This window comes from Ideonella sp., from assembly GCF_041914305.1.
Lineage (GTDB): Bacteria > Pseudomonadota > Gammaproteobacteria > Burkholderiales > Burkholderiaceae_C > Ideonella.
The window spans coordinates 16612-42799 of the sequence record NZ_JAYSDQ010000025.1 but is presented as its reverse complement, the minus strand read 5'-3'; the positions used below and the strand labels follow the sequence as shown (position 1 = coordinate 42799).

29 protein-coding genes are annotated in these 26188 nt (G+C 69.5%); 6 read left to right on the top strand and 23 right to left on the bottom strand.

What is annotated here, in order from left to right:
* The first annotated feature begins 42 nt into the window (after positions 1-42).
* From ACE3SG_RS25710 to ACE3SG_RS25690, 5 genes are all read left to right on the top strand, one after another.
* Complete coding sequence (locus ACE3SG_RS25710) at positions 43-474, top strand: DUF3224 domain-containing protein (RefSeq protein ID WP_374569096.1); 432 nt, start codon at positions 43-45, stop codon at positions 472-474.
* 171 nt (positions 475-645) lie between these two features.
* A complete protein-coding gene (locus tag ACE3SG_RS25705) occupies positions 646-1290 on the top strand; it encodes a hypothetical protein (protein WP_374569095.1) in 645 nt (214 codons plus the stop codon).
* An 11-nt stretch (positions 1291-1301) separates the two neighbouring features.
* Complete coding sequence (locus ACE3SG_RS25700) at positions 1302-1562, top strand: hypothetical protein (protein WP_374569094.1); 261 nt, start codon at positions 1302-1304, stop codon at positions 1560-1562.
* Positions 1563-1588: 26 nt separating this feature from the next.
* Entirely contained in the window at positions 1589-2371 is a 783-nt protein-coding gene (locus ACE3SG_RS25695; protein ID WP_374569093.1) for a DUF2007 domain-containing protein, read from the top strand.
* A gap of 108 nt (positions 2372-2479) precedes the next feature.
* Positions 2480-3220, top strand: coding sequence for a Crp/Fnr family transcriptional regulator (locus tag ACE3SG_RS25690; RefSeq protein ID WP_374569092.1), 741 nt, complete (start codon positions 2480-2482; stop codon positions 3218-3220).
* A gap of 21 nt (positions 3221-3241) precedes the next feature.
* Here ACE3SG_RS25690 and ACE3SG_RS25685 read toward each other — a convergent pair whose 3' ends face one another.
* The 9 genes from ACE3SG_RS25685 to ACE3SG_RS25645 all read right to left on the bottom strand — a co-directional run bounded on the left by ACE3SG_RS25685 (position 3242) and on the right by ACE3SG_RS25645 (position 11736).
* Positions 3242-4837: a cytochrome D1 domain-containing protein gene (locus tag ACE3SG_RS25685; protein ID WP_374569091.1), complete on the bottom strand. Its 1596-nt coding sequence runs from the start codon at positions 4835-4837 to the stop codon at positions 3242-3244.
* Positions 4830-6026: a heme d1 biosynthesis radical SAM protein NirJ gene (nirJ, locus tag ACE3SG_RS25680; RefSeq protein WP_374569090.1), complete on the bottom strand. Its 1197-nt coding sequence runs from the start codon at positions 6024-6026 to the stop codon at positions 4830-4832. The genes ACE3SG_RS25685 and nirJ overlap by 8 nt, the downstream gene beginning before the upstream one ends.
* A 19-nt stretch (positions 6027-6045) precedes the next feature.
* Positions 6046-6537 (bottom strand): Lrp/AsnC family transcriptional regulator, encoded by a 492-nt coding sequence (locus tag ACE3SG_RS25675; protein WP_374569089.1) that lies wholly within the window; start codon positions 6535-6537, stop codon positions 6046-6048.
* Entirely contained in the window at positions 6524-7018 is a 495-nt protein-coding gene (locus tag ACE3SG_RS25670; RefSeq protein ID WP_374569088.1) for an Lrp/AsnC family transcriptional regulator, read from the bottom strand. The genes ACE3SG_RS25675 and ACE3SG_RS25670 overlap by 14 nt, the downstream gene beginning before the upstream one ends.
* The gene (locus ACE3SG_RS25665; RefSeq protein WP_374569087.1) at positions 7002-8021 is read right to left on the bottom strand and encodes an Lrp/AsnC family transcriptional regulator; all 1020 of its coding nucleotides are present in this window, start codon (positions 8019-8021) and stop codon (positions 7002-7004) included. Before ACE3SG_RS25665 ends, ACE3SG_RS25670 begins: the two co-directional genes overlap by 17 nt.
* Positions 8018-9250 (bottom strand): cytochrome D1 domain-containing protein, encoded by a 1233-nt coding sequence (locus ACE3SG_RS25660; RefSeq protein ID WP_374569086.1) that lies wholly within the window; start codon positions 9248-9250, stop codon positions 8018-8020. The genes ACE3SG_RS25665 and ACE3SG_RS25660 overlap by 4 nt, the downstream gene beginning before the upstream one ends.
* 18 nt (positions 9251-9268) lie before the next feature.
* Positions 9269-9592 (bottom strand): cytochrome c, encoded by a 324-nt coding sequence (locus tag ACE3SG_RS25655; RefSeq protein WP_374569085.1) that lies wholly within the window; start codon positions 9590-9592, stop codon positions 9269-9271.
* An 86-nt stretch (positions 9593-9678) separates the two neighbouring features.
* Positions 9679-9990 carry a c-type cytochrome gene (locus ACE3SG_RS25650; RefSeq protein WP_374569084.1) on the bottom strand — a complete coding sequence of 104 codons (312 nt, stop codon included), beginning with the start codon at positions 9988-9990 and terminating at the stop codon, positions 9679-9681.
* 24 nt (positions 9991-10014) lie between these two features.
* On the bottom strand, positions 10015-11736 hold the full coding sequence (locus ACE3SG_RS25645) for a cytochrome D1 domain-containing protein (protein WP_374569083.1): 1722 nt from the start codon (positions 11734-11736) through the stop codon (positions 10015-10017).
* A 189-nt stretch (positions 11737-11925) separates the two neighbouring features.
* Here ACE3SG_RS25645 and cobA point away from each other — a divergent pair, with 189 nt between their 5' ends.
* Entirely contained in the window at positions 11926-12747 is an 822-nt protein-coding gene (cobA, locus tag ACE3SG_RS25640; RefSeq protein ID WP_374569082.1) for a uroporphyrinogen-III C-methyltransferase, read from the top strand.
* 130 nt (positions 12748-12877) lie between these two features.
* Here cobA and ACE3SG_RS25635 read toward each other — a convergent pair whose 3' ends face one another.
* From ACE3SG_RS25635 to ACE3SG_RS25570, 14 genes are all read right to left on the bottom strand, one after another.
* The gene (locus ACE3SG_RS25635; protein WP_374569081.1) at positions 12878-13975 is read right to left on the bottom strand and encodes a TonB family protein; all 1098 of its coding nucleotides are present in this window, start codon (positions 13973-13975) and stop codon (positions 12878-12880) included.
* A 61-nt stretch (positions 13976-14036) separates the two neighbouring features.
* Positions 14037-14531, bottom strand: a complete 495-nt coding sequence (locus tag ACE3SG_RS25630) for an ExbD/TolR family protein (RefSeq protein WP_374569080.1) — start codon at positions 14529-14531, stop codon at positions 14037-14039.
* A 34-nt stretch (positions 14532-14565) separates the two neighbouring features.
* Entirely contained in the window at positions 14566-15066 is a 501-nt protein-coding gene (locus tag ACE3SG_RS25625) for an ExbD/TolR family protein (protein ID WP_374569079.1), read from the bottom strand.
* Positions 15067-15096: 30 nt separating this feature from the next.
* Positions 15097-15747, bottom strand: a complete 651-nt coding sequence (locus ACE3SG_RS25620; protein ID WP_374569078.1) for a MotA/TolQ/ExbB proton channel family protein — start codon at positions 15745-15747, stop codon at positions 15097-15099.
* 85 nt (positions 15748-15832) lie between these two features.
* A complete protein-coding gene (locus ACE3SG_RS25615; RefSeq protein ID WP_374569077.1) occupies positions 15833-16123 on the bottom strand; it encodes a hypothetical protein in 291 nt (96 codons plus the stop codon).
* On the bottom strand, positions 16120-19293 hold the full coding sequence (locus tag ACE3SG_RS25610; RefSeq protein ID WP_374569076.1) for a tetratricopeptide repeat protein: 3174 nt from the start codon (positions 19291-19293) through the stop codon (positions 16120-16122). The genes ACE3SG_RS25615 and ACE3SG_RS25610 overlap by 4 nt, the downstream gene beginning before the upstream one ends.
* A 1-nt stretch (position 19294) precedes the next feature.
* Positions 19295-21328, bottom strand: a complete 2034-nt coding sequence (locus tag ACE3SG_RS25605; RefSeq protein WP_374569075.1) for a hypothetical protein — start codon at positions 21326-21328, stop codon at positions 19295-19297.
* Between the two features lie 110 nt (positions 21329-21438).
* Complete coding sequence (locus ACE3SG_RS25600; RefSeq protein WP_374569074.1) at positions 21439-22050, bottom strand: AraC family transcriptional regulator; 612 nt, start codon at positions 22048-22050, stop codon at positions 21439-21441.
* 15 nt (positions 22051-22065) lie between these two features.
* Positions 22066-23139, bottom strand: a complete 1074-nt coding sequence (locus ACE3SG_RS25595) for a DUF3570 domain-containing protein (protein WP_374569073.1) — start codon at positions 23137-23139, stop codon at positions 22066-22068.
* 148 nt (positions 23140-23287) lie between these two features.
* Positions 23288-23533 carry a DUF4266 domain-containing protein gene (locus ACE3SG_RS25590; RefSeq protein ID WP_374569072.1) on the bottom strand — a complete coding sequence of 82 codons (246 nt, stop codon included), beginning with the start codon at positions 23531-23533 and terminating at the stop codon, positions 23288-23290.
* Positions 23534-23541: 8 nt separating this feature from the next.
* On the bottom strand, positions 23542-24069 hold the full coding sequence (locus tag ACE3SG_RS25585) for a TlpA family protein disulfide reductase (protein ID WP_374569071.1): 528 nt from the start codon (positions 24067-24069) through the stop codon (positions 23542-23544).
* A gap of 11 nt (positions 24070-24080) precedes the next feature.
* Positions 24081-24716, bottom strand: coding sequence for an outer membrane beta-barrel domain-containing protein (locus tag ACE3SG_RS25580; RefSeq protein WP_374569070.1), 636 nt, complete (start codon positions 24714-24716; stop codon positions 24081-24083).
* A gap of 32 nt (positions 24717-24748) precedes the next feature.
* Complete coding sequence (locus ACE3SG_RS25575) at positions 24749-25582, bottom strand: outer membrane beta-barrel protein (protein WP_374569069.1); 834 nt, start codon at positions 25580-25582, stop codon at positions 24749-24751.
* Positions 25582-26187: a hypothetical protein gene (locus ACE3SG_RS25570; protein ID WP_374569068.1), complete on the bottom strand. Its 606-nt coding sequence runs from the start codon at positions 26185-26187 to the stop codon at positions 25582-25584. Before ACE3SG_RS25570 ends, ACE3SG_RS25575 begins: the two co-directional genes overlap by 1 nt.
* Between the last annotated feature and the right edge of the window lies 1 nt (position 26188).

Genomic DNA, 26188 nt, shown 5'->3' with positions numbered 1-26188 from the left:
GTGAGCGGCGCTTCGCGCGCCCATGAAAACGGAGGACTGTCGATGGACGAGCAATCCGACCTGAAGGCGCTGCGCCGCGCTTCGGGGACGTTCGAGGTGAAGATGGAGCCGCAAGCTGCGGGGCCGGAGACCGCGGCGGTCGAGGGCAGTGGCACGCAGCTGGGGCGCATGCTGCTGCACAAGCGGTTCAGTGGTGATCTCGAGGGGGCTGGTGAGGGGCAGATGCTGACGGCGGTCAGCGATACGCCGGGCTCGGCGGGTTATGTCGCCATCGAGCGTTTTGTCGGCACGCTGCACGGTCGCGTCGGCAGCTTCGTGTTCCAGCACAGTGGCACGATGGACCACGGCGCGCAGCAGTTGTCGATCACGGTGGTGCCGGGCTCGGGCAGCGGCGAGTTGGCGGGTCTGGCGGGCCGCTTTGCGCTGCGCGTCGACAAGGGCCAGCACCTGTACGAGTTCGACTACACGCTCTGATCGAGGCGGGCCCCCACGAACACAGGGGCGACAGGCAGCGGGCCGGGCCCGGCCTTCCTTCATTCGAAGGATGTGCCGGTGGGTGGCCCAGGCGCTCAATCCTGCTGTGCGTGCACGCGGCGGCGAGCCCTTGGGGCGGCCCGGTGCGCCGAGTTGCAGGGAGCCCTCATCATGGCCGACATTCTTCGCCCCGCGCCGGGCGCCGGCAGGCGCAAACCCACCCGCCCCGACGACGACCGCCCCCGTTGGTGGACCCGTCTGGTGGACTGGGTGACCACGCACCCGAAGCAGGCCTCGGCGCTGGGCGGCCTGCTGGTGGCGGCGCTGCCGGCGCCGATCCAGTTGGCCGGCGCGATGCTGCTGGGCGTGCCCTACGCAGACTTTCTGCCGGCGCTGCGCGAGAACAAGCTGTGGCAAGAGAACCTGGCCTGCGCCAGCGCCCCTTTCGACGGCTTGGCCACCTCACGCAACCTGCAGGTCGACGCGGTGGTGTGCCAGTCCGGCAACGTGCTGGTGCGGGTCAAGTCACCCAACGGCGACACCGCCTACCGCTGGGTGCCGCAGGACTCGGTGGTCACGCTTGCGAGCGGTGGCTTCAGCCTGATCAACAGCGCCTACGCACAGCCACTGCCGCTGTTGGCGCTGGCCAGCGCGAGTGGCGGCAGCTTCGAAGTGATCTGCCAGCAGTGGGTCGGCAATGGCCTGGTGAAGCGCCGCATCCGCGACAACGCCAGCGGCCGCTGCTTCGACGAGGTGGTCAACACCTTCAGCGGCAAGGTCGTCAGCTCGACGCCCGCGCCGGACTGCCGCTGCTGAGGGCCGGCCCGATGGACTGGCGCCAGCGCTGGCGCGGGCCGGCGGCTCTGGCCGCGGGCCTGTGGGCCAGCGGCCTGCTGGTCGCGCCCGCCGGTGCGCGCCCGACCCGCCCCGACCGGCCGGTGGTGGCCGCCAGCGCGCCGGCGCCGCGCGCGTCTGGCCCGGCGCACCGCGCGGCGGCCCACGAGCCCGTCGCATCGGGCGTTGGCGCGCCGCCGTTCAAGCGCGCCCACAAAGAGGTGGCCGACCGGCCCAACCGCGGCGGGCGCTGAGCGCCCGGATCGGTGATGATCGCCGGATGAGAACGGTGTTCGAAGCCGCGCACGGGGTCGAGGCCCACATGGTGCTGCACCTGCTGCAACAGCAGGGCCTGCAAGGTCGCGTCGACGGCGAATACCTGCAGGGCGGCGTGGGGGAGCTGCCGGCCGCGGGCCTGGTGCGGGTGGTGGTCGACGAAGCCGACTACGACGCCGCGCGGGCCGTGGTCACCGCCTTCGAAGCAGCGCAGCCGGCCACCACCACCCCACCGCCCACGCGCGGGCCCAGCCGCGTGGCCTGGGCCGGTGTCGGCATCGTGCTCGGGGCGTTGCTCAGCTGGGCGGCGCTGCGCGTGCCGGCCACGCAAGACGGCCTCGACCACGACCACGACGGCGTGCTCGACGAGCGCTGGTTCTACAGCCTGAGCGGGCAGCCGCTGCGGGTCGAGACCGACCGCAACTTCGACCACCAGACCGACCACATCGCCCACTACGAGCGCGGCGTGCCGGCCAGCGCCGAAAGCGACGACGACTTCGACGGCCGCTTCGAGACGCGCCTGTTCATGCGCGCCGGCATTGTCGAGCGCAGCGAGACCGACGCCGATGGCGACGGTTTCAACGAGCGGACCTCGAGCTACCGCCACGGGGTGATCGAGCGGTCGACCACCTGGGCCCCGTCGACCGGGCTGGCGCTGCGGGTCGAGCACTTCAAGCTGGGCCAGCTGACCGAGGCCGAACAAGACACCGACCTCGACGGCCGGCTCGACACCCGGCTGCGCTACGGCCCGCTGGGTGAATTGCTCGCCCGCGAGCCGTTGCCCTGAACCCCGCCGGCCCGCTGGCGCACAGGGGCGCCGGTACACCTGGCCGGCCAGCCGGCGCTTGACGGCCATCAAGCCCGCGACCCAGGCGCTGCGGACAATCGCTTCGCCATGGAACACCGTTTCGACGTCCCGCGCTACCTGTCGGTGCTGCCGTTGTTCCAGGAGATGGCACCGTCCGAGCTCGAGCGGCTGGCCCAGGGCTGCACGCTGCGGCGGCTGGCGCGCGGCGAGATGGTGTTCCGCGTCGGTGAGCCCTGCGAGGCCTTCCACGTCGCGGTGATGGGCCAGGTCAAGCTGTATGCGATCTCACCCCAAGGGCACGAGAAGGTGATCGAGCTGATGGGGCCCGGCAACAGCTTCGCCGAGGCGCTGATGTTCACCGGCAAGCCCTACATCATCAATGCCCAGGTGCTGACCGACACGCTGCTGCTGACGGTGTCCAAGGACGCGGTGGTGGGCGAGATCGAGCGTGACCCACGTTTCGCGATGCGCATGCTGGCCGGCATCTCGCGCCGGCTGCACGGCCTGGTGCACGACGTGCAGGCCTACTCGTTGCACAGCGGCCTGCAGCGCGTGATCGGCTACCTGCTGCGCGACCTGCCCGAGGCCGAAGACGCCAGCGGCTTCTGCCTGGCCGACGGTGGCTGCGTCGCACCGCCGCCGCCGCGGCGTGACCTGCACGTGTCGCTGCCGGTCAGCAAGGCGACCCTCGCATCGCGGCTGTCGCTGACGCCCGAATACTTCTCGCGTGTGCTGCACGAGCTCGAGGCCGAGGGCCTGATCGAGATCGACAAGCGCGACATCCACATCCTCGACCCCGAGCGCCTGGCCCGCCACCCGATGCAGTGAGCCCGCCGACCGGGCGCACCGTCAATGCGAGGTGCCTTCGGAGCGGGTGATCTTGTTCCAGACGTTGTACTTGCCCACCGGCTTGCTCATCGGCAGGCGCTTGACCTCTTTCAGCGTCGTGGCGTCGTAGACGACGATCGCGCCGGCCGTCTCCCACACGCTGGCCAGCGCATAACGCCCATCCTTGGTGAACTCGACGTGGGCCAGGGTCTTGCCCGGCTCGCGGATGGTGGCCGCCGGTTCGAGCGTGCGCTTGTCGACCAGCGTCAGCGTGTCCTTGGCGCTCGGGCTCATCATCGAATCGGCCCAGGCATAGGGCGTGGTCTCGTGGCTGCGGATGAAGAAGCCCGGGCCCGGCGTCGGCACGGTGGCCACCGGCTTCCAGGTCTTCAGGTCGATCACGTCGATCGCGCCACTCTTCAGGTTCGGGCTGGCGAGCACGGTCGTGCCGTGCCATGCGAAGGTGATGCCCGAGCCCAGGTGCGGCATGCCGGCGATCGGCAGCTCGGCGATCTTGCGCCGGATGTCGAGGTTGACCACCTGGGCGGTCGGCTGCGCATCGGGCGTGCGCGGGCGGGCGGTGCCGATCACATGGCGATACGGCGGGTCGAAGAAGAAGTCGTCCAGCGGCTCGTCCAGCGGCGTGCGGCGCACGCCCAGGTAGCCTGGCTTGGCCACCGCTTCGCCCATGCGGTAGTCGTGCACATAACCGTCGTGGATCGGCTCGGCGGCGGGGTCGTACGAGATCTCCCAGACCTCGGCGATGTCCTTCAGCGCGACGACGAAACTCTTGCGCGGCGCGGCGTCGTAGACGGCCGAGACCCGCGAGCGCTGGCGGCCGTCCAGCGTCGCCGCGTCGTAGGTCTTGACCAGCTTCAGGTCGGCGTCGAACAGCGCCAGCGTGCGCGGCAGGTAGTTGGCCGCCATCACCCAGCGGCCATCGGCGCTGACGGCGACGTTGCGCATGTTCAGGCCGGCGCGCACCTCGGCCACCACCTGCAGGTGCCACAGGTCGTACTTGGTGATCCAGCCGTCGCGCGAGCCGAAGAACACATAGCGCCCGTCGGGCGTGAACTTGGGCCCGCCGTGCAGCGCATAGCGGCTGGCAAAACGGTGGATCACCTCGAAGCGGTCGCCGTCGACCAGCGACACGTGGTGGTCGCCGCCCTCGACGACGACGAACAGGTTCATCGGGTCGGCCGCCCACTGCGGCTTCGCCGGTGCCTCGGCCCAGCCTGCCGTCTCTACGCGCGAGGCGCGGATGTCGGCCTCGGCCCAGGCGGGTGCCGGCTCCACCGGCTGGTAGATCCAGCGCGCCAGCGCCTCGAGCTCGGCCGGCGCCAGGCGCTCGCCGAAGGCCGGCATCTGCGTCGCGATGCGGCCGCGCTCGATGACCGTGCGGGCCTCGGCGGCACGCAGCCGCTCCAGGCTCTCGGGCAGCAGCGCCGGCCCCATGCCGCCGGTGCGCCGCTCGCCGTGGCAGCTGGCGCAATGCTGGCCGTACAGGCGGGCGGCATCGGGCACCGCGGCGGCCTCGTCGGCACGCGCCAGGTCGGCGCCCATCCACACCAGCGCCGCAGCCAGCAGCAGCTTGGCGCCATCTCGGATCTCAAGCATGGGTGGCCTCGGCGTGCGGCGCCGCGGCGCGGCCGATCTCGTCGTCGCTGAGGTAGCAGCCAGGGTCTTCGGCCCAGGGGTCGCCGGTCAGCTGCTGGGCCCGCACGCGGGTGTTGCCGCCGCAGATCGCCAGGTGCGCGCAGCTGCCGCAGCGCCCGGTCACCGGCCGCGGCTGTTGCTTCAGGCCGGCCATCAGCGGGTCGGAGGTGTCGTTCCAGATGGTCGAGAACGGCCGCTGGCGCACGCTGCCCAGGTCGTGGTGCCACCACATCGTGTCGGGGTGCACGTGGCCGCGGTTGTCGATGTTGGCCACCGCGATGCCGCTGGCGTTGCCGCCCCAGGCGATCAGGCGCTGGCGCAGCGCGTCGTGCCAGTGCGGCCAGCGCGCCGCGACCCATTGCAGCAGGTACGGGCCATCGGCGTCGTTGTTGCCGCTGACGTATTCCTCGGGCCGGCCCTCGCAGGCGGCGCTCCAGGCACGCTCGAACAACAGGTCCATCGCGTCGCGCGTGGCGGCAAAGCGGGCGTCCTTGCCGCGGTGGATGTTGCCGCGGCCGGCGTAGTTCAGGTGCGAGAAGTAGAACTTGTCGACCTGCTCGTCGCGCATCAGCGCCAGCAGCGCCGGCAGGTCGTGCCCGTTCATTGCCGTCATCGTGTAGCGCAGGCCGAGCTTCACGTCGCGCGCGCGCAGGTGGCGCAGCGCGGCGAGGCTGCGGTCGAACGCACCTTGGAGGCGGCGGAACTGGTCGTGGGTCTCGCGCAGGCCGTCCAGGCTGATGCCGACATAGTCGAAGCCGACCGCGGCGACCCGGTCGGCCATCGCCTCGTCGATCAAGGTGCCGTTGCTCGACAGCCCGGTGTAGAAGCCCATCGCCTTGGCGCGGGCCGCAATCTCGAACAAGTCGGGCCGTATCAGCGGCTCGCCGCCCGACAGGATCAGCACCGGCACGCCGAAGGCCTTCAGGTCGTCCATCACGCCGAAGACCTCGGCGGTGCTGAGCTCGTCCGGGTAGTCGTGATCGGCAGACAACGCGTAGCAGTGCTTGCAGGTCAGGTTGCAGCGGCGGATCAGGTTCCAGATCACCACCGGCCCGGGGGGCGCGCCGGTGCCGTGGCGGCGCGCGGCCGGCCACTGGCCGTCTCGTTCGGCCTGGGCCAGCTCGCGCATGTATTGGCTGATGCGGAACATCGTCGTCCTTCACGCGAAGTCAGTCGGTCAGGCGCAGCCCTGTCTTTTTCAGGATCGCGCTCGAGTACAGGATGTCGTGGCCGCGGCAGGCGTCGCCCAGCAGCGCCGCGATGCGGTCGGCCTGGGCCCCCACCTCGCCGCGGGTGCGGCCATGCAGCATCGCGAACAGGTTGTAGGGCCAGGCCGGCCCGTGCGCGGGAGCATGGCGCGGGCGGCGGTAGCAGTGGCTGACAAAGGTCAAGGCGCCGACCTCGGCGCCGAGCGCGTCGACACGCGCATCGTCGACATCCCACACGCTCATGCCGTTGGCCACGTAGCCCAGCCGGTAGTGGTTGGGCACCGCCCCGATGCGGCGCACCAGGCCCGAGGCCAGCATCGTGGCCAGGCGCTCGCGCACCAGCTCACCCGGCACGCCGAGCATCGCGCCCACCGCCTCGTACGGCCGCGCGACCAGCGGCAGGCCACCCTGGGTCGCCGCGATCAGCGCGCGGTCGAAGTCATCGAGCGCCATCGTCGGCCCCCATCGTCGGCTCCGTCAGGTGGTCGAGCGGCAGCTTCAGCTCGACGAAGTATTCACGCTCCTTCGGGAAGGCGAACACCGGCAGGCCCGTCTCGGCCTCGATCCGGTCGAGCGCGGCCTGGGTTTTCTGCGGCGTTTCGGTGCCGACGACGAACCACATGTTCAGCGCATGCTCGCGGCGGTAGTTGTGCGCCACCTCGGGCAGCGCGTTGACCAAGGCGGTGACCTCGGCGTAGCGCGCCTCGGGCACCGCCAGCGCGGCCAGCACGAAGTTGCCGCCGGCGCGCTCGATCTGGAACAGCGGGCCGAAGCGTGTCAGCACACCTTGCGCGAGCAAGGCGCGCAGGCGCTCGATCACGCCCTCTTCGCTTAAGCCCAGCTCGGCGCCGACCTCGGCGAACGGCCGGTCGGTCAGCGGCAGGCCGCCGTGCAGGCGCGAGATCAGCCGAACATCGTCAGGCGACAGCCGCATGCGCCACCTCCGGCCCTGCACCGGCCTCGGCCGGCCGCCCGTCGGCGAAGTAGCGGCCGCCGGTCTGCTTGAAGCGGCGGCACGAGAACAGCACCGCGTGCTCGAACGCCGCGAGGCCGGCCGCCTGGCGGGCGGCATCGATCACCGCCTGCACCGCCTCGCGGTCGCGGCCATGCACCATGCAGTACAGGTTGTAGGGCCAGCCTTCGGCGCGGCAGCGCCGGTAGGCCAGCGTGACGCCAGGCACGCGCGCCAGCGCCTCGCCGCAGCCGTCGGCCTGCGCCTGAGGCACGTCGAACACCACCATCGCGTTGGCCGCGTAGCCGAGCTCGTGGTGGCGCACGATCGCGCCGAAGCGCTTGAGCGTGCCCGTGTCCAGCCACACGCGCAGTTGCGCGAGCACCGCCTCGGGCGTCGTGCCGAGCACGGCGGCCCAGCGATCGAAGGGCCGCTCGACCAGCGGCAGGCCTTGCTCGACCAGCGCGGCCAGCGCGCGGTCTGCCGGGGCCACCGGCACGGCCGGGCGCTCGGCGGGTGGCGCGGTGGCCGCCGTGCGGCCGCCCAGTGCAAAGCCGAGGTCGATGCGGTAGACACGCTGCATCGCCAACCGCAACGCCGGCAGGTCGGTCTCGCGCTCCAGCCCTTGCAGGGCCTGCTCGACCGCGGCAGCGTTCGGCCCGGTCAGCACGAACCACAGGTTCAGGGCGTGCTCGCGCTGGTAGTTGTGGTTGACGCCCGGATGGGCCGATACGATCGTGGCCACCGCGTCGAGCCGCGGGGCCGGCACCGCCATCGCGCACAGCAGCGCGCTGCCGCCGGCACCGGCGCCGAACACGCCGCCGATGCGGCCGAGCGCGCCGTCTTGCCGCGCCTGGGTGTAGCCGGCCAGCACCTCGTCGACGCGGCGCCCGAGCGTGTCGGCGATCTGCGCGAAGGGCTCGCGGACCAGCGGAAAGCCGTGCTGCCAGCGGTCCAGCAGGGCCAGGTGAAAGGCCGCGCTCACAGCCCGAGCCGCGCGGCGCGCGCAGTGAAGAAGATGCCGCTGGGCGCGTCGATGGCCAGCGTGGCCAGCGTTGCGAACGATTGGGTGTCGATCACGCTGACGCGGTTGTCGTCGCGGCTGCTGATCCACACGGCTTCGCCGCGCGGCGTGAATTCGAGGTGCAGCACGGCCTTGCCCGGCGTCAGCGTGGTGACGATGCGCTGGCTGGGCGTGTCGATGACCTGCACGCGGTCGTAGTCGGGCACCGCGAAGTTGACCCACACCTGGCGCCCATCGGGCCGGGCCATCACGAACACCGGCTGGCCGGCGACAGGGATGCGGTCGACCTCTTGCCAGCTCTCGGTGTCGACCACCAGCACCTCGTGGCGGCCGATCGCCGGCAGGTAGGCGCGGCGGCCGGCCACCGCCCAGCCGCGCAGGTGCGGCATCTTGTAGACCGGCAGCGGCTGCTCGCCACGGCCATAACCGCCGAGGATGCGCCGCACGGCCAGCGGCTCGCGCCACAGGTCGACCAGCGCCAGGCCGTCTTCGCCGAACAGGCCGGCGATGTAGTGCCGGCCATCGGGCGTGACCAACGCGTCGTACGGCATGCGGCCGATGCCGCCGAGCCGTTGCACGCGTGGCGCTGCGGGGTTCGACAGGTCGGCGACGCAGATCGCGTCGGCGTCGAGCAGGCTCCAGGCGAAGCGCCGCCCGGGCAGGTCGACCAGCCCGACCACCCGCGAGGGCTGGCCGTCGGCTTTCAGGGCCGGCAGGTCGGCGAGCTGGGTCAAGGTGGCGGCGTCGAAGACCTTGACGCCGCCGGGCGTGTAGTTCTGCGTGGCGACCAGCGAGCCATCGGCGCTGATCGCACCGCCGATCGAGTTGCCGGCCTGCATCACGCGCGCGGCGATGCGCTGCGCCAGCAGGTCGACCTTGCTCAAGCCCCCATCGCGGCCGAACACATAGGCGTAGCGGCCGTCGCGTGAGAAGACAACCGAGGCGTGCGAGAGATCACCCAGGCCTTCGACCTGGCCGATCGCCGTGCGGGCGCTGGTGTCGACGATGGTCAGGGCGCCGCGCGCGCGCTCGATGACGACGCCGAGGTCGCCGGTGCCGCGCAGCGCCGACGGGGGGGCAGGCCGTGGTGCCGGGGGCGGTGTCGTGTTTGTGGCCGGCGCGGTGGCGCAGCCGGCCAGCGCCAAGCCGGCGGCACCGGCGCCCAGCAGAAGATCACGTCGAAAGATCATGTCGTTGCGCGTGGGGTCTCATTCCGGGAAGCCGGCCTGCAGGCGCTCGGCGATCCAGCGCGCCTCGTGCTCGTCGAGCATCGCGCGCCAGGGCGGCATCGGCGTGCCGGGGCGGCCGTGGAAGATGGTCGCGGCCACGTTGTCGGCCGACTGGCCGGCCAGCGCGGCCGGCGTCAGCGCCGGCCCGAGGCCACCGGTCAGCCGCATGCCGTGGCACGAGCCGCAGTCCTGCCGCACCATGCGCACCAGCATCTGCTGGCGCGCCGGCGCCGGCTCGGCCGTCTCGGCGGCCACGCTGCCGCACAGCAGCGCCAGCAAGGCCCATGCAGCGGCGGGTGACATCGCGCCCGAGAACGCCCCCAGGAAACGTCTTCGACATTTCCGCCCCCCGAGGGGGTGCGTCAACTTGGGAGCGGCCCTGCGTTGACTCATGACGCCAGGATCAGCGCGATCGCGTCCTTCAGGTCGCCGTCACTGATCTTGTCGGGCGGGTTCGGCGCCATCGGCACCGGCCCGAAGCTGCCCGAGCCGCCCTTGCGGACCTTCTCGGCCAGCTTCGCCGCGACGTCCTGGCCCTTGTACTTGGCCGCGATCTCCTTGAAGGAGGGGCCGACGATCTTCTTGTCCTTCGCATGGCAAGCCATGCAGCCGGCCTTGGTCATCGCCTCTTCGGTCGAGGCCTGGGCGGTGCCCAGGGCCAGCGCGCCGAAGAGGAAGACGCAGAGTGCGGGGGTTCTCATCTGGTGGCTCCTGCGTCGCATCGCTCAGTACACGTCGTGCTGCGTGTTGTGCACGTTGAAGTGGCCGGTCGGCGTGATCAGGCGCGGGTCCTTGATGACCGCCTTCAGCTTGAGTGTCTTGTCGTCGACGACGACGATCGCGCTCTGCTTGTTCTTGGCCGACCAGACCGAGAACCAGACCTCGTCGCCCGCCTTGTTGTACTCGGGTTGAACGACACGCTTGGCGCCGTCGTCGCTCAGGCCCGCCCACTCGGCGATCGGCAGCACGGTGTAGCCCTTGTCGAGGTTCTTGATGTCGTAGACCGCCACCGACTGCGAGATCTTCGGGTCGGGGTTCAGCGGCGTGTCGGAGTACAGGTGGGTCGACTTCGGGTGGCTCTTGATGAACAGCGCCCCGCCGCCCTGGCCGGTGAGCTCGGCGACCTTCTTGAACGCGTACTCCTTGTGGCCCTTGGGGTCGGTGCCGATCAACGAGATGGTCTCGTCGCCGAGGTGGCCGGTGGCCCAGACGGGGCCGTACTTCGGGTGCACGAAGTTCGCGCCGCGGCCCGGGTGCGGGATCTTGCCGACGTCGATCAGGCGCTCGAGCTTGCCCTCTTTCAGGTCGACCGCGGCGATCTTGTTGCTCTGGTTCGCAGCGACCATGAAGTAGCGGCCGGTCGAGTCCATGCCGCCGTCGTGCAGGAAGCGCGCGGTGCCGATCTCGGTGGTCTTCAGCGCGTCGATGTCCGAGTAGTCGACCAGCAGCGTCTTGCCGGTCTCCTTCACGTTGACGACGAACTCGGGCTTGTAGTGCGACGAGACGATCGAGGCCACGCGCGGCTCGGGGTGGTATTCCTGCTTGTCGACCGTCATGCCGCGGGTGGCCACGATCTTCAGCGGCTCGAGCGTGTCGCCCTTCATGATCACGTACTGCGGCGGCCAGTACGAGCCGGCGATCGCGTACTTGTCTTCATAGCCCTTGTACTTGCTGGTGTCGACCGAGCGCGCCTCCAGGCCGATGCGGATCTCGGCCACGTTGTCGGGCTTGGGCATCCACAGGTCGATCATGTTGACCTTGGCGTCGCGGCCGATCACGAACAGGTAGCGGCCCGAGGCCGACATGCGCGAGATGTGCACCGCGTAGCCGGTCTTGACGATGTTGATGATCTGCTTGGTGTCACCGTCGATCAGCGCCACTTCGCCGGTGTCGCGCAGCGTGGTCGAGAAGATGTTGTCGATGTTGTAGGCGTTCATCTTCTTCGTCGGCCGCTGGGCCGGCGGGACGATGAGCTTCCAGGTCGCCTTCATCTGCTCCATGCCGAACTCGGGCGGTGTCGGCGGGTCTTGCTGCACATAGCGGGCCATCACGTCGACGGTCTTCTCGTCCATCTCACCGGAGGTCAGCCAGTTCGGCATGCCGGCGGCCGAGCCGTAGGCGATGAAGATCTTCAGGTAGTCGGTGCCCTTGCCCAGCGTGATGTCGGGTGTCAGCGGCTTGCCGGTGGCGCCCTTGCGCAGCACGCCGTGGCAGCCGGCGCAACGCTCGAAATACGTCTTGCGGCCCAGGTCGAACTCGGCCTGCGACATCGGGGGCGCCTTGGGGTTCGTGCTCTGGTACATCGGCTCGTTCGCCAGCGGCGAGCCCCCCGCCTGGTAGTTCACTTCAGGCTGGGTGATGTCCTTCTTGTCGTCGGCGTGGGCGATCGCCAGCGACAGGCATGCCCAGGCCAGTGCGCCAAGCTTGTGTGTTATTGCGGCAGTCATGAATTGCTCCGAGGCGTTGAAACGGGAGGGGATTGCATGGTCCTGCCGGCCTGACGGCGCGTCCTTAATCTGCCTTAAGGACACCGCACACGTTCACCGCAAACATCAAGGCCTGTTGTCACGGCGCAGAACCACGCGCCGTGCGGGCAGGCGTCTGTCCATCTCGCGAATCACTACCTGGAGCTTGCGATGCGAAGGCTAGAAGGCCCGGTTGGCGGCGGTGCCAGCCACAGAGCGCCCGGTTCAGGCACGCCCGGACTCGTCACCCTCGTCGGCGCGGGCCCGGGCAGCGCCGATCTGTTGACGCTGGCAGCGGCCAAGGCCCTGGCGCAGGCGTCGACGGTGCTGTACGACCACCTGGTCAGCGAAGAGGTGCTGGCGCTGCTGCCGATGCGCGCCGAGCGCATCTATGTCGGCAAGCGCGCCGGCCACCATGCGATGCCGCAGGCCGAGATCATCCAGCGCATGCTGCGCCTAGCCCGCAGCGGCCGCGACGTCGTGCGCCTCAAGGGCGGCGATGGCTACGTGTTCGGCCGGGGCGGCGAAGAAGCCGCGGCGCTGGCCGAGGCCGGGGTGCCGTTCCGGGTCATTCCCGGGCTGACGGCGGCGCAGGGGGCGGCCGCGTCGTGCGGCATCCCGCTGACCCACCGCGAGCACGCCGACGCGCTGGTGCTCGTCTCCGGCCACCTGGCCGACCCCAACGGCCGGATGGAGTGGGACGCCCTGGCCCGGCCGCGGCAGACGGTGGTCTTCTACATGGCGGTGGCCACGCTGCCGCAGATCTGCGCCGAGCTGGTCGCCCATGGCCTGGACGCCGACACGCCGGCAGCGATCGTCGAGAAGGCGACGCTGGACGACGAGCGGTGCCTGGTTGGCACGGTCGGCACATTGCCCACCATCGCGGCCGAAGAGCACGTGACCCAACCCGCGATCATCATCGTCGGCCACGTCGTGAGCCTGCACGCGGTGATCGGCGAAGCCCAGGCCTGTCGCGTCGCCGCCATGGCCTGACCACCTGGCCACGTGACCACGCCCTTGGCCGCCTGGTCGTGGCCACAGGTCGGCCAGCCCGATCGGAAATGAAAAAGCGGTGGCCGCGTCACCGCGGCCACCGCTTGTCTGCAGGCCTGTCGGCCTGCGCTCAGGAGGGCAGGAAGTCCATCGGGTAGGTCACGACCATCTGGTCGACGTCCTTGGCCCCGAAGTCGAACTGCTGGATGCGAGCCAGCAGCTTCTGCTCCAACTCAGGCGCCTTCAGCTCGCTGGACACGATGCGGCAGCTGACCACCTGGCCGGCCGGCGCGATCTTCAGCTCGAGCACGACCTTGCCTTGCAGGCCCGGGTCTTCACGCAGCGCCCGGTTGTAGATCGCGTAGATCGCACCCTTGTTGCGCTCGAAGACGAGGCGGATCTCTTCGATCGAGCGCGAGGCCTTGCCGCTGGAGCCCTTTTGCAGCGTGCCGCCGGGGTTGCCGGCGCCGGTGCCCTTGCCGCCCGTGCCGGTGCCACCACCGCCGCCCGGGCCGCCGCCACCGCCGCCGCCGGCCGTGCCCTCGACCAGCGTGGTCGAGCGGCCGGCCAGGCCACCGCCGCCGGTGTTGCGGCTGTAGCCGGCGGTGTTGATGCCGCCTGAGCCGCCGGTGGCGTTCGAGGTGATCATCGAGCGCACCGGGATGCCCTGCTCGTTGCCCGCGCCGACGCCGGCACCCACGCCGGTGCCTACGCCGAGCCCCGGCTTGATGGCTTCCTTGTTCAGCTGCACCGCGACCGGTGCGCCGTGCAACTCGGCCAGCTGCTCCTTCATCGCCAGCAGGCCGACCCCGGTCGCCTTGCGGCGCGCGGCGTCGAGCGCCTCGCCGGGCGGCTTGCCCGGGATCGGGTTGCGGGCCTCGGGCACCGGCGGCTGCTTCTTGTCGCGCTCGGGCTTCGGCGCCGGCTCGTCGGGCTTCTTGGTCTCCTTGACCGCCTGCTGTGGCTGCTGCGCCGCCTCGAGCGGCTTGGGCGTCGGCGGCGGCAGCGGCTTCTTGTCTTCGAGCAGCAGCTTGGCCAGCGGCGGGGGCAGCGGTTGCACCTCTTGCTCGCGCGTCAGCTCGGGCAGCGGGATCCATGGCAGCACCAGCGCGAACAACAGGCACAGGCCCATCACCACGCCGGCGACGCGGCGGAAGCGCTGCTCGTCTTCTTCGGGCACCGCCCAGGCGAGCACGCCCGGGTGGAAAGTTACGGACAGCGCGCTCATGCCGGCACCTCGCCTGCCCGAGGCCGCACGTCCAGGAGACGGTGGGTCGACAGCGTCTGCGTCATGCGTCCACCTTCTGTCTGAGCGCGAACGAGACGTCGCTGAAGTTGGCGCGGGCGCAGGTGACCATGACCTTGCGCAGCAACTGGTAGGGGATGTCCTTGTCGCCCATGATCGTGATGGCGCGCGCCTCGCCCTGCTTCGCCTCGCTGACGACCTGGCGGGTCGACAGCAGTTGAAGTTCGGTCTGCAGCGGCGCGATCAGGTCGTCCTGGTTGGCCATCACGTCGGAGACCATCGCGATGCGGCGGCCCTCGACCACGATGTCGGTGCCGCTGACCAGCACCACCAGCGTCGGCTTGGGCGCCTTCTCGGCCGTCGACTCGGGCAGCGTGACGGCCTTGGAGGCCGGCAGCACTTCGACCTCCGTCGAGTTCGACAGCAGGAAGAAGATCAGGATCGTGAACACGTCGACCAGTGCGGTCAGGTTCAAGTCCAGCTGCTGCGTGTTGCGCTGCTTGTGATAAGCGCGCTTTTGCAGCGGTGTGAGTTTCATCTTGAGTTCCCTCTGGGACCTTCAGGCCATGGCCTCAGGGCTTCCGGACGACCGGTGCGTCGCCGATCGCGATGTCGGGGAAGAGGTCGTTGCGAACGATCTGGTGGCCTTCCTTGTGGTGCGTCGTGCGCACCGCGTCCATCACGTGAACGATCTTGTCGTACGGCGTGTTGGGCTCGGCCAGCACGCTCGCATCGCGCTGATCGGGGAACTTCAGCTTGATCTGCGTGATGAGCCCGTTCAGCGCCACCACGTCAGGCTGGTTGTCGCTCGTGTTGGCGATGCGCTGGATCAGCCCGCCGATGCGGTCGCCGACCTCGATCGCGTCCGGACGGATCACCACTTCGAGTTTCAGGTTGTCGACCTGCAGTTGTTCGGCAGCGCCCGTGCTCTGTGCCGGCAGGCTCATGTCCACCACCGCAAGGCGGGTGAACACGGCCGTCGACAGCAGGAACGGCACCAGCACCACGATCAGGTTCAGGAAGGCCGAGATCTCCAGCGCCGCTGGATGTTTCTTGAGGCGTCGAACACGCATGACGCGAGCCCTTTTAAATGGGTTGTCGGATCAGCGGGTCGGATGCTCGGGGGCGATGCGCTGCATCAGGTTCAGGAAGCTGATCTTGGCGGCTTCCAGACCGTCGACGATCTCGCTGGTGCGCGATTGCAGGAACGCGTGGATCAGCAGGAACGGAATCGCGACCATCAGCGCGAACGCGGTGTTGTTCATCGCGATCGAGATCGAGGCCGACAGCATCTCGGCCTTCTCGGCCGGGTTGACCTGGGCCACCGCCGTGAACGCCTTGATCAGGCCCATGATCGTGCCCAACAGGCCGACCAGCGTGATCACGTTGGCGAAGGTGGCGATGTAGTGGGTGCGGCGCTCCAGGCGGGGCACGATTTCCATCATGCCTTCTTCCATCGCAGCGTCCAGGTCTTCGCGGCGGCGCGAGGTCTGCAGGCGGGTCAGGCCGTGGGTGACGATGTTGCCGATCGCCGACTCGGAGCGCGACGCGGTGCCCAGCACCTCTTTCAGCTGGCCGCCTTGCAGCATCGGCAGCATCTGCGCCCATTCGCGCTTGTTCTGGCTGCGCGCGCGGCGCAGGAAGATCCAGCGTTCGATCGCGATCGACAGGCCCATCGCCAGAATGATCAGGCTGGGGTAAATGAACAAGCCGCAGTCCCTGAAGAACTTCACGGCCATATCAAAAGTAATCATCTCAATCTTCTCCGAGAGGCCACGAGGGCGAGAGCAGGAACAGGAAAACCAAAGCGAAAACGAAAACGAAAACGGGTCGGGACATTCAAGGCTTGGCAGCCGCCGCCGCCGGCGCCGGGTGCAGCGCCGCGTCGTACTGGATCTGGCGCCTGAAGACGTCGCGGTCGACCGGCGCGAGCACCTCGTCGAGCACGCTGACGGTCGGGCGGCCGGCCAGTTCGCCGGGCAGCGGCTTCTTCCACGGCACGATGTACAGCACCTTGGGCAGCTCGCGGTTGCCGATGATCTGCGTGCGCTCCAGGTCTGCCCGGTCTTCGGCACGCGCGCCGATGGCGGCAGTGCCGGCCAGTGCAAGCATCAGTAAAGCTCGTCTCATGGCTTGTCCTTTGGCGTGGAAGCCGCCGCGGCCGGCGCCGACGCAGCGGCGGCCGGCGCAGCAGGTGCGGGGGCCGGTTTGGCCCGGGTCTTGACATCGGCCACCCACTTGCCGACGGCCGTGTCGCCGGCCGGCGTGAGGGCCAGGTAGCGGTTGTACAACTCCAGCGCCTGGTCCGGGTGGTTCAGGTACAGGTCGTGCAGCACGCCCAGGTTCAGGCTGGCCGGCGCGTAGTTGGCATCGGCCGCGATCGCCGCCTCGTAAGCCTCGCGGGCCTTGTCGAACTGGCCTTGCTGACGCAGCGCGATCGCCTGGCTGTTCAGCTGCGCCGCCTTCGACGCGCCGTTGTCGGCCCGCTCGGTCTTGCCCCAGCGGCCCGGGCGCAGCTCGCGCAGCGCGGCAAAGCTCTTCTTGACCCACTCGTCGTACAGGCCGTCGGCCGAGCGCTTGGCATTGACCTCGTGCAGCTCGATCGCCTTCTCTTCGAACGGGAAGGCCTGCTCTTCGAGCAGCACGTTGTACTGCTCGAGCTCGATCTTGCTGAGCTTCTTCGGCCGTTGCGAGCCGATCAAGGCCTTGCCGAAGTCCTGGTACAGCGCGCCGATCTGGTAGGTCGACGCGGTCACGACCTCGGCCACGCCGTAGTCCGCCGCCACCGTGTAGGCCTTCAGCGTCTCTTCGAGCCTGGTCTTCTTCAGCTTCAGCTGCTTTTGCAGCGGCTCGACCAACTGCACCTGCGCGTAGCTGGCGCGCACCGGCTCGGCCATCGCGAGCGCGGCCATCGCGCCGAGCGTCTTGGTGCGGCCGGTGCGGGCGCTGCCGCCGGCCTGGTCGGCCTGGAAGATCTCTTTCTGCAGCGCGAACGCGCGCGCCGCATTGCCTTCGGCCTCGGCCAGCTTGACCAGGCGGTAGCGCGCCTCGATCGCCGGCTCCAGCGGGGCCGGGTACTGGCGCAGGTAGCGCTCGTAGGCCTTGGCCGACGCGCTGCGCGCCGACGCGGTGCCGCCTTGCGCCGCCTTCTCGTACATCTCGGCGGCCTGCCACTGCGCCGAGCGGGCCAGCTCGGGGTCTTTCTGCGCGACGGCCAGGCGCTCGTACTCGGCCGCCGCCGGCGCCCACTGGCCCAGCTCGGTGTAGGCGAGCGCGAGCTTGGCGGTCACCTCGTCGTTCAGCTGGTGCTTGGGGAAACGCTGGCGGAAGTCCTCCAGCGTGCGCGCGGCACCGGCCCAGTCCTTCAGCGCGATCTGCGCCGCGGCGGCGTCGTACTGCGCCGCGGTGCGCACGGTCGAGTTCGGCGCGGCGATCGCCACCCGGGCGAAGTGGCCGGCGGCGTCCTTGGTCTGGCCGGCGCTGCGCGCGGCCTCGCCTTGCTTGTAGATCGCGGCGGCCAGGCGCTCGGTCAGCTCGGTGCGCGTGGCGTCCTTCTCGGGCGTCAGGGCCAGCACCTCGGTGTAGGCCTTCTCGGCCCGGTCGTAGGCACCGGTTTCGAACGAGGTGTGGGCGACCACCGTCCAGGCGACCCGGCGCAGGGCCGGTGCGGCCGGCGGTTGCAGCGCCAGCACCTGCTGCGCGACGGTGGCCGCGCGTTCGCCTTCGCCCAGCGTGTAGAGCTTGTCGGCGGCATTGGTCAACACCGGTGCGGCGCGGCTGTCGCTCGGGTTGGCCTGCGCGAACCGCAATGCGCTTTCGACCGATGCCTTCTGCAGCGCGGTCACGGCCGCGGTGTTGCCCTCGGCGCGGGCGCGCTTGTCCTGCTCGGCATAGGCCAGCAGCGCGGCATAGCCGGCGTCGGCGCTCTGCGGGTGCGCCGGGTACTTGTAGGCCGAGATTTCGTACTCGGCCGCGGCGGCTGCGAACTGCTTGTCTTCGTACAGCAGCTCGGCCAGCAGGAAGTGGTTGCGCGGCGCCGCGGCGTCGTCGGGGAAGCCGTCGAGCAGGTCGCGGTACCAGCGCACCGCTTCTTGCACATCAGCGGTGGCATGGCTCTTCTGCGCACTGGCGTGGTAGCGCGTGGCCAGCTCGGTCAGGTGGGTCTTGACCAGCGGCTGCGCGCGCTCCCAGCCCTCGGGGTTGGCCTTGCGGAACTCGCTGCCGACGCCATAGCGGGCGACGTATTCCTTCTTCGATTCGAGCGCCAGCAGGTCGAAGCCCGACTGCTGCTGGATCTCGATCACGCGCGCCTGCATCAGCGGCGCCTGGGCGTGCAGCGGCTGGCGGCGCGCGAACGCGTTCAGCGCGTCGGCGGCGTCCTTAGGCCGGTCCTGCTTGAGGTACAGCGCCGACAGCTGCTGGTAGACGCGGAACTCGTAGGTCTTGCGTACATCGCTGTCGATGTAGGCCGGGATCGACTCGGCGCCCTTCAGGTTCTCCAGCGACAGGCTGGTGACGCGGAAGGTGTCTTCGACCAGTTCGCGGTCGGCACGGGTCAGGCCTTCGACCGTCTCCAGCTCGTCGTCGCTTTGCAGCGGGCCCAGCTTCAGGTCGAGCACGCCGAAGAACGAGGTCAGCGACTCTTCGAGCCGGCCCTGCTTGAAGACCGACCAGCCGTGCATGTAGAGCGCACGGTCGCGGTACAGCGACCCGTCGGTCTTCAGGACGGTGGCGTAGGCCTGCTCGGCGGCGGGGTAGTTGCGCGCGGTGAACAGCAGCTCGCCGCGGCGGAACTGGGCTTCGTCGAGGTAGCGCGTGTTCGGGTACTGCTTGACCAACTGGTCCAGCGTCTTCAGCGCCACCTCGAGCTGGCCGCCCTGCTCGTGGGCACGCGCCAGCTGGTAGTAGACGCGGTCGTTGTCCGGGTCGTTCGGGTAGGCCTTGAGGTAGTCCTGGTAGCGCTGGATCGCGGCCTTGTAGTCGGGGTCGGCCGCGCCGGCGGCGTTGGCGCTGGCAGCGAAACGGCTGTCGGCAGCGTCCATCGCCAGGTCGCCCAGGCGGCGCATCGCCTGTGGCCGCTGCGGCGCATTCGGCGCGGCGGCGAGGAACTTGTTGTAGGCCTCGATCGCCTGCTCTTCGTTGCCGGCGATGCCGCTGTCGGGCTCGACCTTGTATTCGCGGCCCGCCAGTGTCTTGAGCGTCGGCGCGTCGTCGGCGTTGGCGTTGCGGCCCTTGTGGGCGCAGGCCGACAGGCCCAGCGCCGCGGCGAGCAGCGTCAGGCGGAACAGGGGGGCGCGCATGTCAGGGTTTCGCACGTTGGCCCCCTTGCGCGTCGTCGCTCGGCTTCGGCTCGCCCGGCTTCGGGTCACCAGGTTTCTGGGTTGCGCGGTCGTACAGCTGGGCCACGGCATAACGGGCCTGGTTGGTGTAGCCGACCAGGCGCTCTTGTTGGGCCTGCAACGCCTGCACGGCGGTGTCCTGCAGGGCTTGCTGTTGTTCGGAGGTCAAGGCGGCGACGCGCGGCTGCAAGGCCTTGATGCGCTCGGACAGCTCGCCCAGCCGCACCGCGAAGGCGTCGAACTTGGCCGGCTCGGTGCGCTGCGCGGCGTCGAGCTTGGCGTCGTGCTCGCGGGCTTCGGCCAGCTGGCGGTCGGTCTCGCGCAGGCTCTTCTCGGCGCTCCAGCGGCGCTCGGGCAGCGACTGCGCGAGCTGCCAGGTCAACGCGCCCGACAGGCGGCGCAGGCGCTCGCCGACGGCGTCGGCATCGACCTCGGCCTTGACCGCATCGCCCCCTTCGGCGAGCAGCTTCTGCGCGCTGTCCAGGCGGGCTTGCTGAGCGCGCTCGGCGGGGTTGGCATAGGCCAGGCCATCGGCCGCGGTGTCGGCCGCCTCGAACTCGCTGGCCAGTGCGTCGCGCTGGCGCTGCAGGCCGTCGACGCTCAGCTCGGCCGTGCGCTGGCGGACCTGCGGCAGGCGTTCGGTGAAGGCCTTGCGGCGCTGGTCCAGCATGTCGCCGTAGATGCCGAGCTTGTCCTGCCATTCGGCCAGGTTGTGGCTAAGGAAGTTCAGGTCGCGGTAGTTCTTGAACGCTTCCTGGAAATCGTGGCCGGCCATCACCGGCGCCAGGTGGCCCTGGTGCGGCATGTCGGGCAGCTGGGTGATCGGCAGGAACCAGCCCATGTCCTCGGCCGGGTTGCGCTCGGTCAGGCCGTTGACCAGGGCGCCGGAGCGGATCGCCGCGATCGACTCGTCGAGCGCCTTGTGCTCCTGGTCGTAGGCACCGATGGCCTCTTGGTAGCGGGTCAGCGCCTGGCCGTAGGCGCCCAACTCGGCCAGGGCGTAAGGCACGGCGATGCGGGCCTCGAGCACGGCGGCGTCGCTGGGGTCGCGGCCGGCGAGCTCCATCCACGGCACCAGGGCTTCGGCGGGCTTCTTCTGCGCGGCGGCGGCCCAGCCGAAGCCGAGCAATGCCTTGTTCGAATGCAGGCCCTGCAGGCGCACGCGCTCCAGCGCCTTGGCCGCGCCTTCGGGGTCGTCCTGAGTCAGCGCTGTGAAGCCCAACGCGACGTTGGCCTGGTCGCGCAGCACGCGCAGCTCTTCGCTGTACATCGGCGTGCGGCCGAGTTCATCGAGCAGCGCACGGCCACCGTCGACATCACCGCTGCGGATCAGCGCGACACCGAGGTTGAAGCGAGCGTAGGCCGGCGCGGTGCTGACCGGAGCTTCGTCGGTGCGCCAGAAGTTGAGCGTGACCGCGTCGACCAGCCAGCCGCCGATGCGGCTGAAGAAGCCGGGCTTGGGCGGTTCGGGCTGGCCCTTGGGCGTCGGCTTGATCTCGGGGGCCGGCGGGCGCGCGAGCAGCGCGCGCAGCGACTCGGCCGCGCCGGGCGCGTCGCCCAGCGTCAGGCGGATCTGGCCGGCCAGCAGCGAACGCTCGTCTTCCAGTGCCCCGGGCAGTGCGTGCTCGATGTGCGACAGAGCCTCGTCGGCCTCGGCCGGGCTGCCGCGCTGGTAGCGGATCTTGGCCAGGTAGTACCAGGCCCGGTCGCGCACCGCCGGCTCAGCGCCACGCTCGATCAGCCGCGAAAAGATCTCGCCCGCCTCACGGTGCAGGCCATAACCCAGCAGCAGCCCACCCCGCAACACCTCGGCCTCGTCTTCATGGCGCGGCAACCGGTCGAACTGCTGCGACACCATCAAGCTGGTCAGCGCCGGGAACGGCCGGTCCTGGAAGAAATAGAACAGCGTGTCGCCGTAATGCGGCGCCTTGATCGAGTGGTCGGGCTTCGCGGGCTCAGCAGCTTGCGCGCCGACGCTGGCCAGGCAAAGCGACACCGTCGCTATGCCTTGGCCAATCCAAGTGGCGTGCGCGGATCCGGCTCCGCCGGTCCGCTGCGCGAGCCCCCTCGGGGGGCAGCCCCGGGACGGGGCGTGGGGGCGGTACATCACTGCCAGACTTTGACGTCGAATTCGGGTTGCAGCTTGGCCAGCTTGTCCTTGATGCGCAGCTCGATGTACTTCGGCTCGGCACCTTTGTCGAACTTCAGCGTCGTGGCGCGCTTGTAGTCGCGCGTGTGCGGGCCCTGGCCGGTGAAGAAGGCGGTGATCTCGTGCGCGCCGGCCTTCAGGTTGCCGACATAGACCCGCTGCACACCACCGCGGTGCAGCGCCGCCACTTCGGCGGGCGTGTACAGGTACTCGGCGATCATCTTGTCGTCGAGCTTGATCTGCACCGACTCGAGCGAGAACAGCTTGCCCACATCCATCGAGACGAACAGCGCGACTTGCGTGCTGGCCGGGAACAGCAGTTCCTCTTCGAGCACCAGCAGGTCACGGTTGAGCTTGATGACGTCGGCCTTGACGTCTTGCACGCGGCTGTCCAGCCCCGCCTCGGGGGCGCTGGCGGCGGCCGCGGGCGCCGGGGCGACCTCTGCCGCAGCCGACGCCGCAGGGGCCGGCGCGGCGGGCGCGTCGGCGGCCTGGGCGGGTGTCACGAAAGCCAGCCAGGCCAGGCTGGCAACAGCAGCGGCGGCGCGCAAGGGGTTCAGCGAAAACATGCCGGAGGTCTCGATTTAGAAATTGGCCGTCAGGTACAGCTGCAGCAGCGCACCGTTGAAGGCATAAGGCTTGCCAGTGCGGAAGTCGGTGAAGTCCTGGTAGTCGAAGCGCACGTACTCGAGCGAGCCGCTCAGCTTGATGTCGTAGCGACCCGGCACCTTGGCGTACTCGTAGGTCGCGCGGCCCCCCAGGCTCCAGCTGTTGAAGGCGCCGAGCTGGCGGTTGCGGGTGATGTACTTGGTCTCGACCTGCGCGTTGTCGCTGTAGAACAGCGCCGCGCTCTGGCGGTTGAAGCGCAGCCAGCTGTCGGCCAGCCACTTGTCGCCGAAGTAGCGGCTGTAGCCGCCCTCGAGCGTATGCGCCTTGATGCCCCAGTTGTCCCAGTAGTAGCGGTACTCGGCGTGCATCGAGTGGCGCTGGCCGGCGCCCCAGCCGCCGCCGCTGAACCAGTCGCTGATGTCGCCGAGCGTGCGGAACTTGACCGCCCGGCCCGACCGGGTGCGCGGCACTTCTTCGGGCACGAACGCGCCGAACACCCGCGCGGCGCGGTACGGGCTGCCGAGGAAGCCCTCGTCGGCCAGCGCCTCGACGTTCGCGCTGGCCAGCCAGCGCGGCGACAGGATCTGCGTCGCGCCGACCCGGTACTGCCAGTGGCTGGCATGGTCGAAGTAACCCTGCTCGCCCTTGCGGCCGACCGCGTCGTGGCCTTCGGTGAAGCCCAGGTTGACGGTGGTCATGCCGCCGAAGACCTCTTGCGACACGTCGACGCCGAAGGTCTGGGCGATGTAGTCGGGCTCGTTGCCGCTGCTGGCGTTGACGTGGATCAGCGCGTCGCGCACCGCGTAGTCGATGCCCAGGTCCAGCTGCTGGCGGGTCTCGCTGTACTTGCTGGCCGTGGTGACGACGTCGATCGACGCATTGCTGACCGCATCGACGTAGTACGTGGCCGACAGCGACACGGTGTTGAACAGGCTCTTGCGGATCAACACCGCCGGCCCCGCGGCCAGCACGCCGCCACCGTCATAGACATGCAGCATCGCCTCGGCGTGATCAGGCGGCAGATCGACCGCATGGGCCGTGCCGGTCACGCCGCCGAACAATCCACCGCCGAGCCCCAACAACCGGGCCAGGGCTTTGCCCGCCGCCCGAATCAAGTGGCGTGCGCGGATCCGGCTTTGCCGGTCCGCTGCGCGAGCCCCCTCGGGGGGCAGGCCCCCGGAGGGGCCGTGGGGGCATTTAATTACATCCACAGCCGCCTCCCTGCACGCCGGTGGCGCCGCGCGCGCCTTCACGCACCGTGAACACGTGGTCACGGTGGCGCTCGGCCAGGTTGTCGCGTGCCAGCTGCATGATCGGGTCGGCCAGGCGCTCGCGCTCGTACGGCTTGACCCAGGGCTCGATCGGCGCACAGCCTTGCAGCAGCGCGGCGCCGGCGACCAGCGCCAGCACCGCGATGGCGCGGCCGGTTTGAAGGGGGTGCATCACGGCGCTCATTCCTTCAGCAGCGCGCGAATCTGCTGGTCGTACTCGAGCTCGGTGCCGCTCTTGTAGCCACGGTTCAGGAAACGCACCCGCCCATCGCGGTCGATCATCACGGTCGACGGCATGGTGCTGATGTCGTACAGCTTGATGACGCGCTTGTCGGTGTCCAGCAGCACCGGGAACTTGACCCCCAGCTGGCTGGCGACGCCGGCGGCGTTGCGGCCGTCTTCGTCGACGTTGACGCCCAGCAGCGTGAAGCCCGACGGGCGGTACTTCTCGTACAGCTTGTTCAGCTGCGGCATCTCTTCACGGCAGGGGCCGCACCAGGTGGCCCAGAAGTTCAGCAGCACGACCTTGCCGCGCTGCTCTTGCAGGCGCAGGTTGGGGCCGTCGATGCTCTTCAGCGTGAAGTCGGGCGCCTGCGACTTGGGCGCGATGCTGGCCGAGGCCAGCGACGGCAGCCCGAGCGCCAGCGCGGCGGCGCCACCGGCGCCCAGGGCCAGCACTTGGCGGCGCGAAAGGTCAAGAGTGCTCATGGCGGCGGTGCTCAGAACAGGAAGGACAAGCCGGCGTTCAGCTCGAAGTTGTGGGTGCTGTCGCGCTTGCCCAGCAGGTCGAGGGTGTAGACGTTGTCGCGCATGTCGACACGCACGGCCAGCCAGTCGGCCAGGTAGACCTTGTAGCCGATGCCGACATCGATGGTCTTCATGCGCTGGCCGTTGAAGCGCGTGGTGCCGCCACCGGCGATCACGAAAATCTGCGAGGGCATCGCGGTATCGCGCCACCAGAAGACTTCGCCCGGCAGCACGTTCATGCCGACGTTGAAATTCGAGTAGATCAGCGTCTCTTGGTTGTCGGTGAAGATGCCGCCCGGCAGGATGCGGCGGAACGCCTCGTCACTGACCTTGGTGCGCCCGGCCGCGAGCTCGACGAAGAAGTCTTCGGTGATGTGGTACGTGGCCCGGAAACCGCCGATGGCACTGGAGCCGAAGTTCTGCGCCGAGTACAGGCCGCCGAACAGCCCGACCTCGAAGTCGTTGGACGGGAACTTGGGCAGCTGGATGTCGCGCCGGTCGACCTGCGGCACCACCACCGATTCGGCATTGGCCTGGTCGGCGGCCTGCGTGGGCAGCGCCAGTGCGGCCAGCAGGGCCGCGGTGAGGGTCACAAGGCTTTTACGCATGAGGAGGCGGGCGTCAGAGGGCGGCAAAAGGGTCAGAAGTGCAGCGACAGGCCGATGGTGCCGGCCTGGAAGTTGCGGTAGTTCTTGTCGGAGATGAAGGCCGAGTAGCGCGAATAGTCGATCCGCAAGGCGACCCGGCTGGCGAGGTAGTAGCGGCCGCCAAGCGTGAACACGCCCATGTTGCCGTCGGCTTCATGACGGTTGACGCGGCTCTTGTTCGGCACGTAGTGGTAGTGGCCCATGCCGATGCCGAAGAAGGGCGACAGGCGTTTGTCGGACCACGGCTCGGTCAGCAGGCCGGCCGTCCACATGCTGATCGTGTAGCTCTGGCCCTGGACGTCGGCACCGTTGATGTCCAGGCTCAGCGTGTCCGAGAACCGCCAGCCGGCCCACACGCGGGTGAACGAGGTCTTGGCCGTGGCGCCGTAGCCAACGCCGACATCGAAACGCCGGTCCAGGAAGTTCTGCAGCGTGGGGTCGGCCAGCTCGAACGGCACGCCGTCTTCGGTCACCGTCTGCCGCATCTGCTCGCGCGAGACCCAGCCGGCCGCGCCACGCGCGGTGCGGACCTTGAACCAGTCGGTGTGGCGCAGCTCGATCACGACCCACTCTTCGCGCTCGGCGGCGTAGAAGATCGGGTAGCCGCGGCCGGGGCCGCTGCGCATGTCGAGGTAGGGCCCAACCACGCGCACCCGTGCCAGCGGCTTGCCCGGCTGGTCGCTCGGGGCCATGTTGGCAACAGGGGGCGCCGAGGGTTCGGCGGTGGGCGGGACCGGTGGGGTGGCCGGTTCGTCGGCCCGGGCAGACAACGGCAGCAAGACGGTCAGTCCGGCCAGCCCGGCGGCGAGTCGGTGGCGCAGACGCATTATTCGGTTCTACAAGTGCCGGTGTTGGGATCGGGCGGGTTGAACATGCCGTAGGTCGCGGGGCTGAATTCGTCCTGGTCGCGGGGCGCGGGGTGATCGATCCAGAACTGGATCAGCTTGGCGTTCGGGTCTTCCTCGCTGTCGAAGATCTGCCCGCCACCGTGCAGCATGTTCAGTAGCAAGGGCTTTGCCAGCAAGCGACTTTGCAACGGTTCGCCGGGAATCGTGACGCCTTGGGCCGAGTAATAGTTCTTGTACATGTCGCTGGCGCGGATGACCTCGGGCGTGTTGGCCGCGTCGGTCACGTCCAGCGGCGTGGCGCCGCGGATCACCCGCAGCGCGCCGCCGGTGCCGGTGGTGTTGTCATGGCAACCGCCGCCGGCGCAGGTGTTGGTGCCGCCGTTGTGCACCGGCAGCTGGGCCAGGAAGATCGGGAAGATGCAGCGTTGGAAGTACGCATAGGCCAGCTTGCGGCCACTGCCGCCGGGCGGGTTCTGGATGTCGTCCGGGTTGTCCAGCGGGTTGCCGCCGCCGCAGGCGCCCAGCAGCGCCGCGGCGATGAGGCCGGCCGCGCCGGCCCCTGCCCAGAAATGTCGTCGTCGCAAG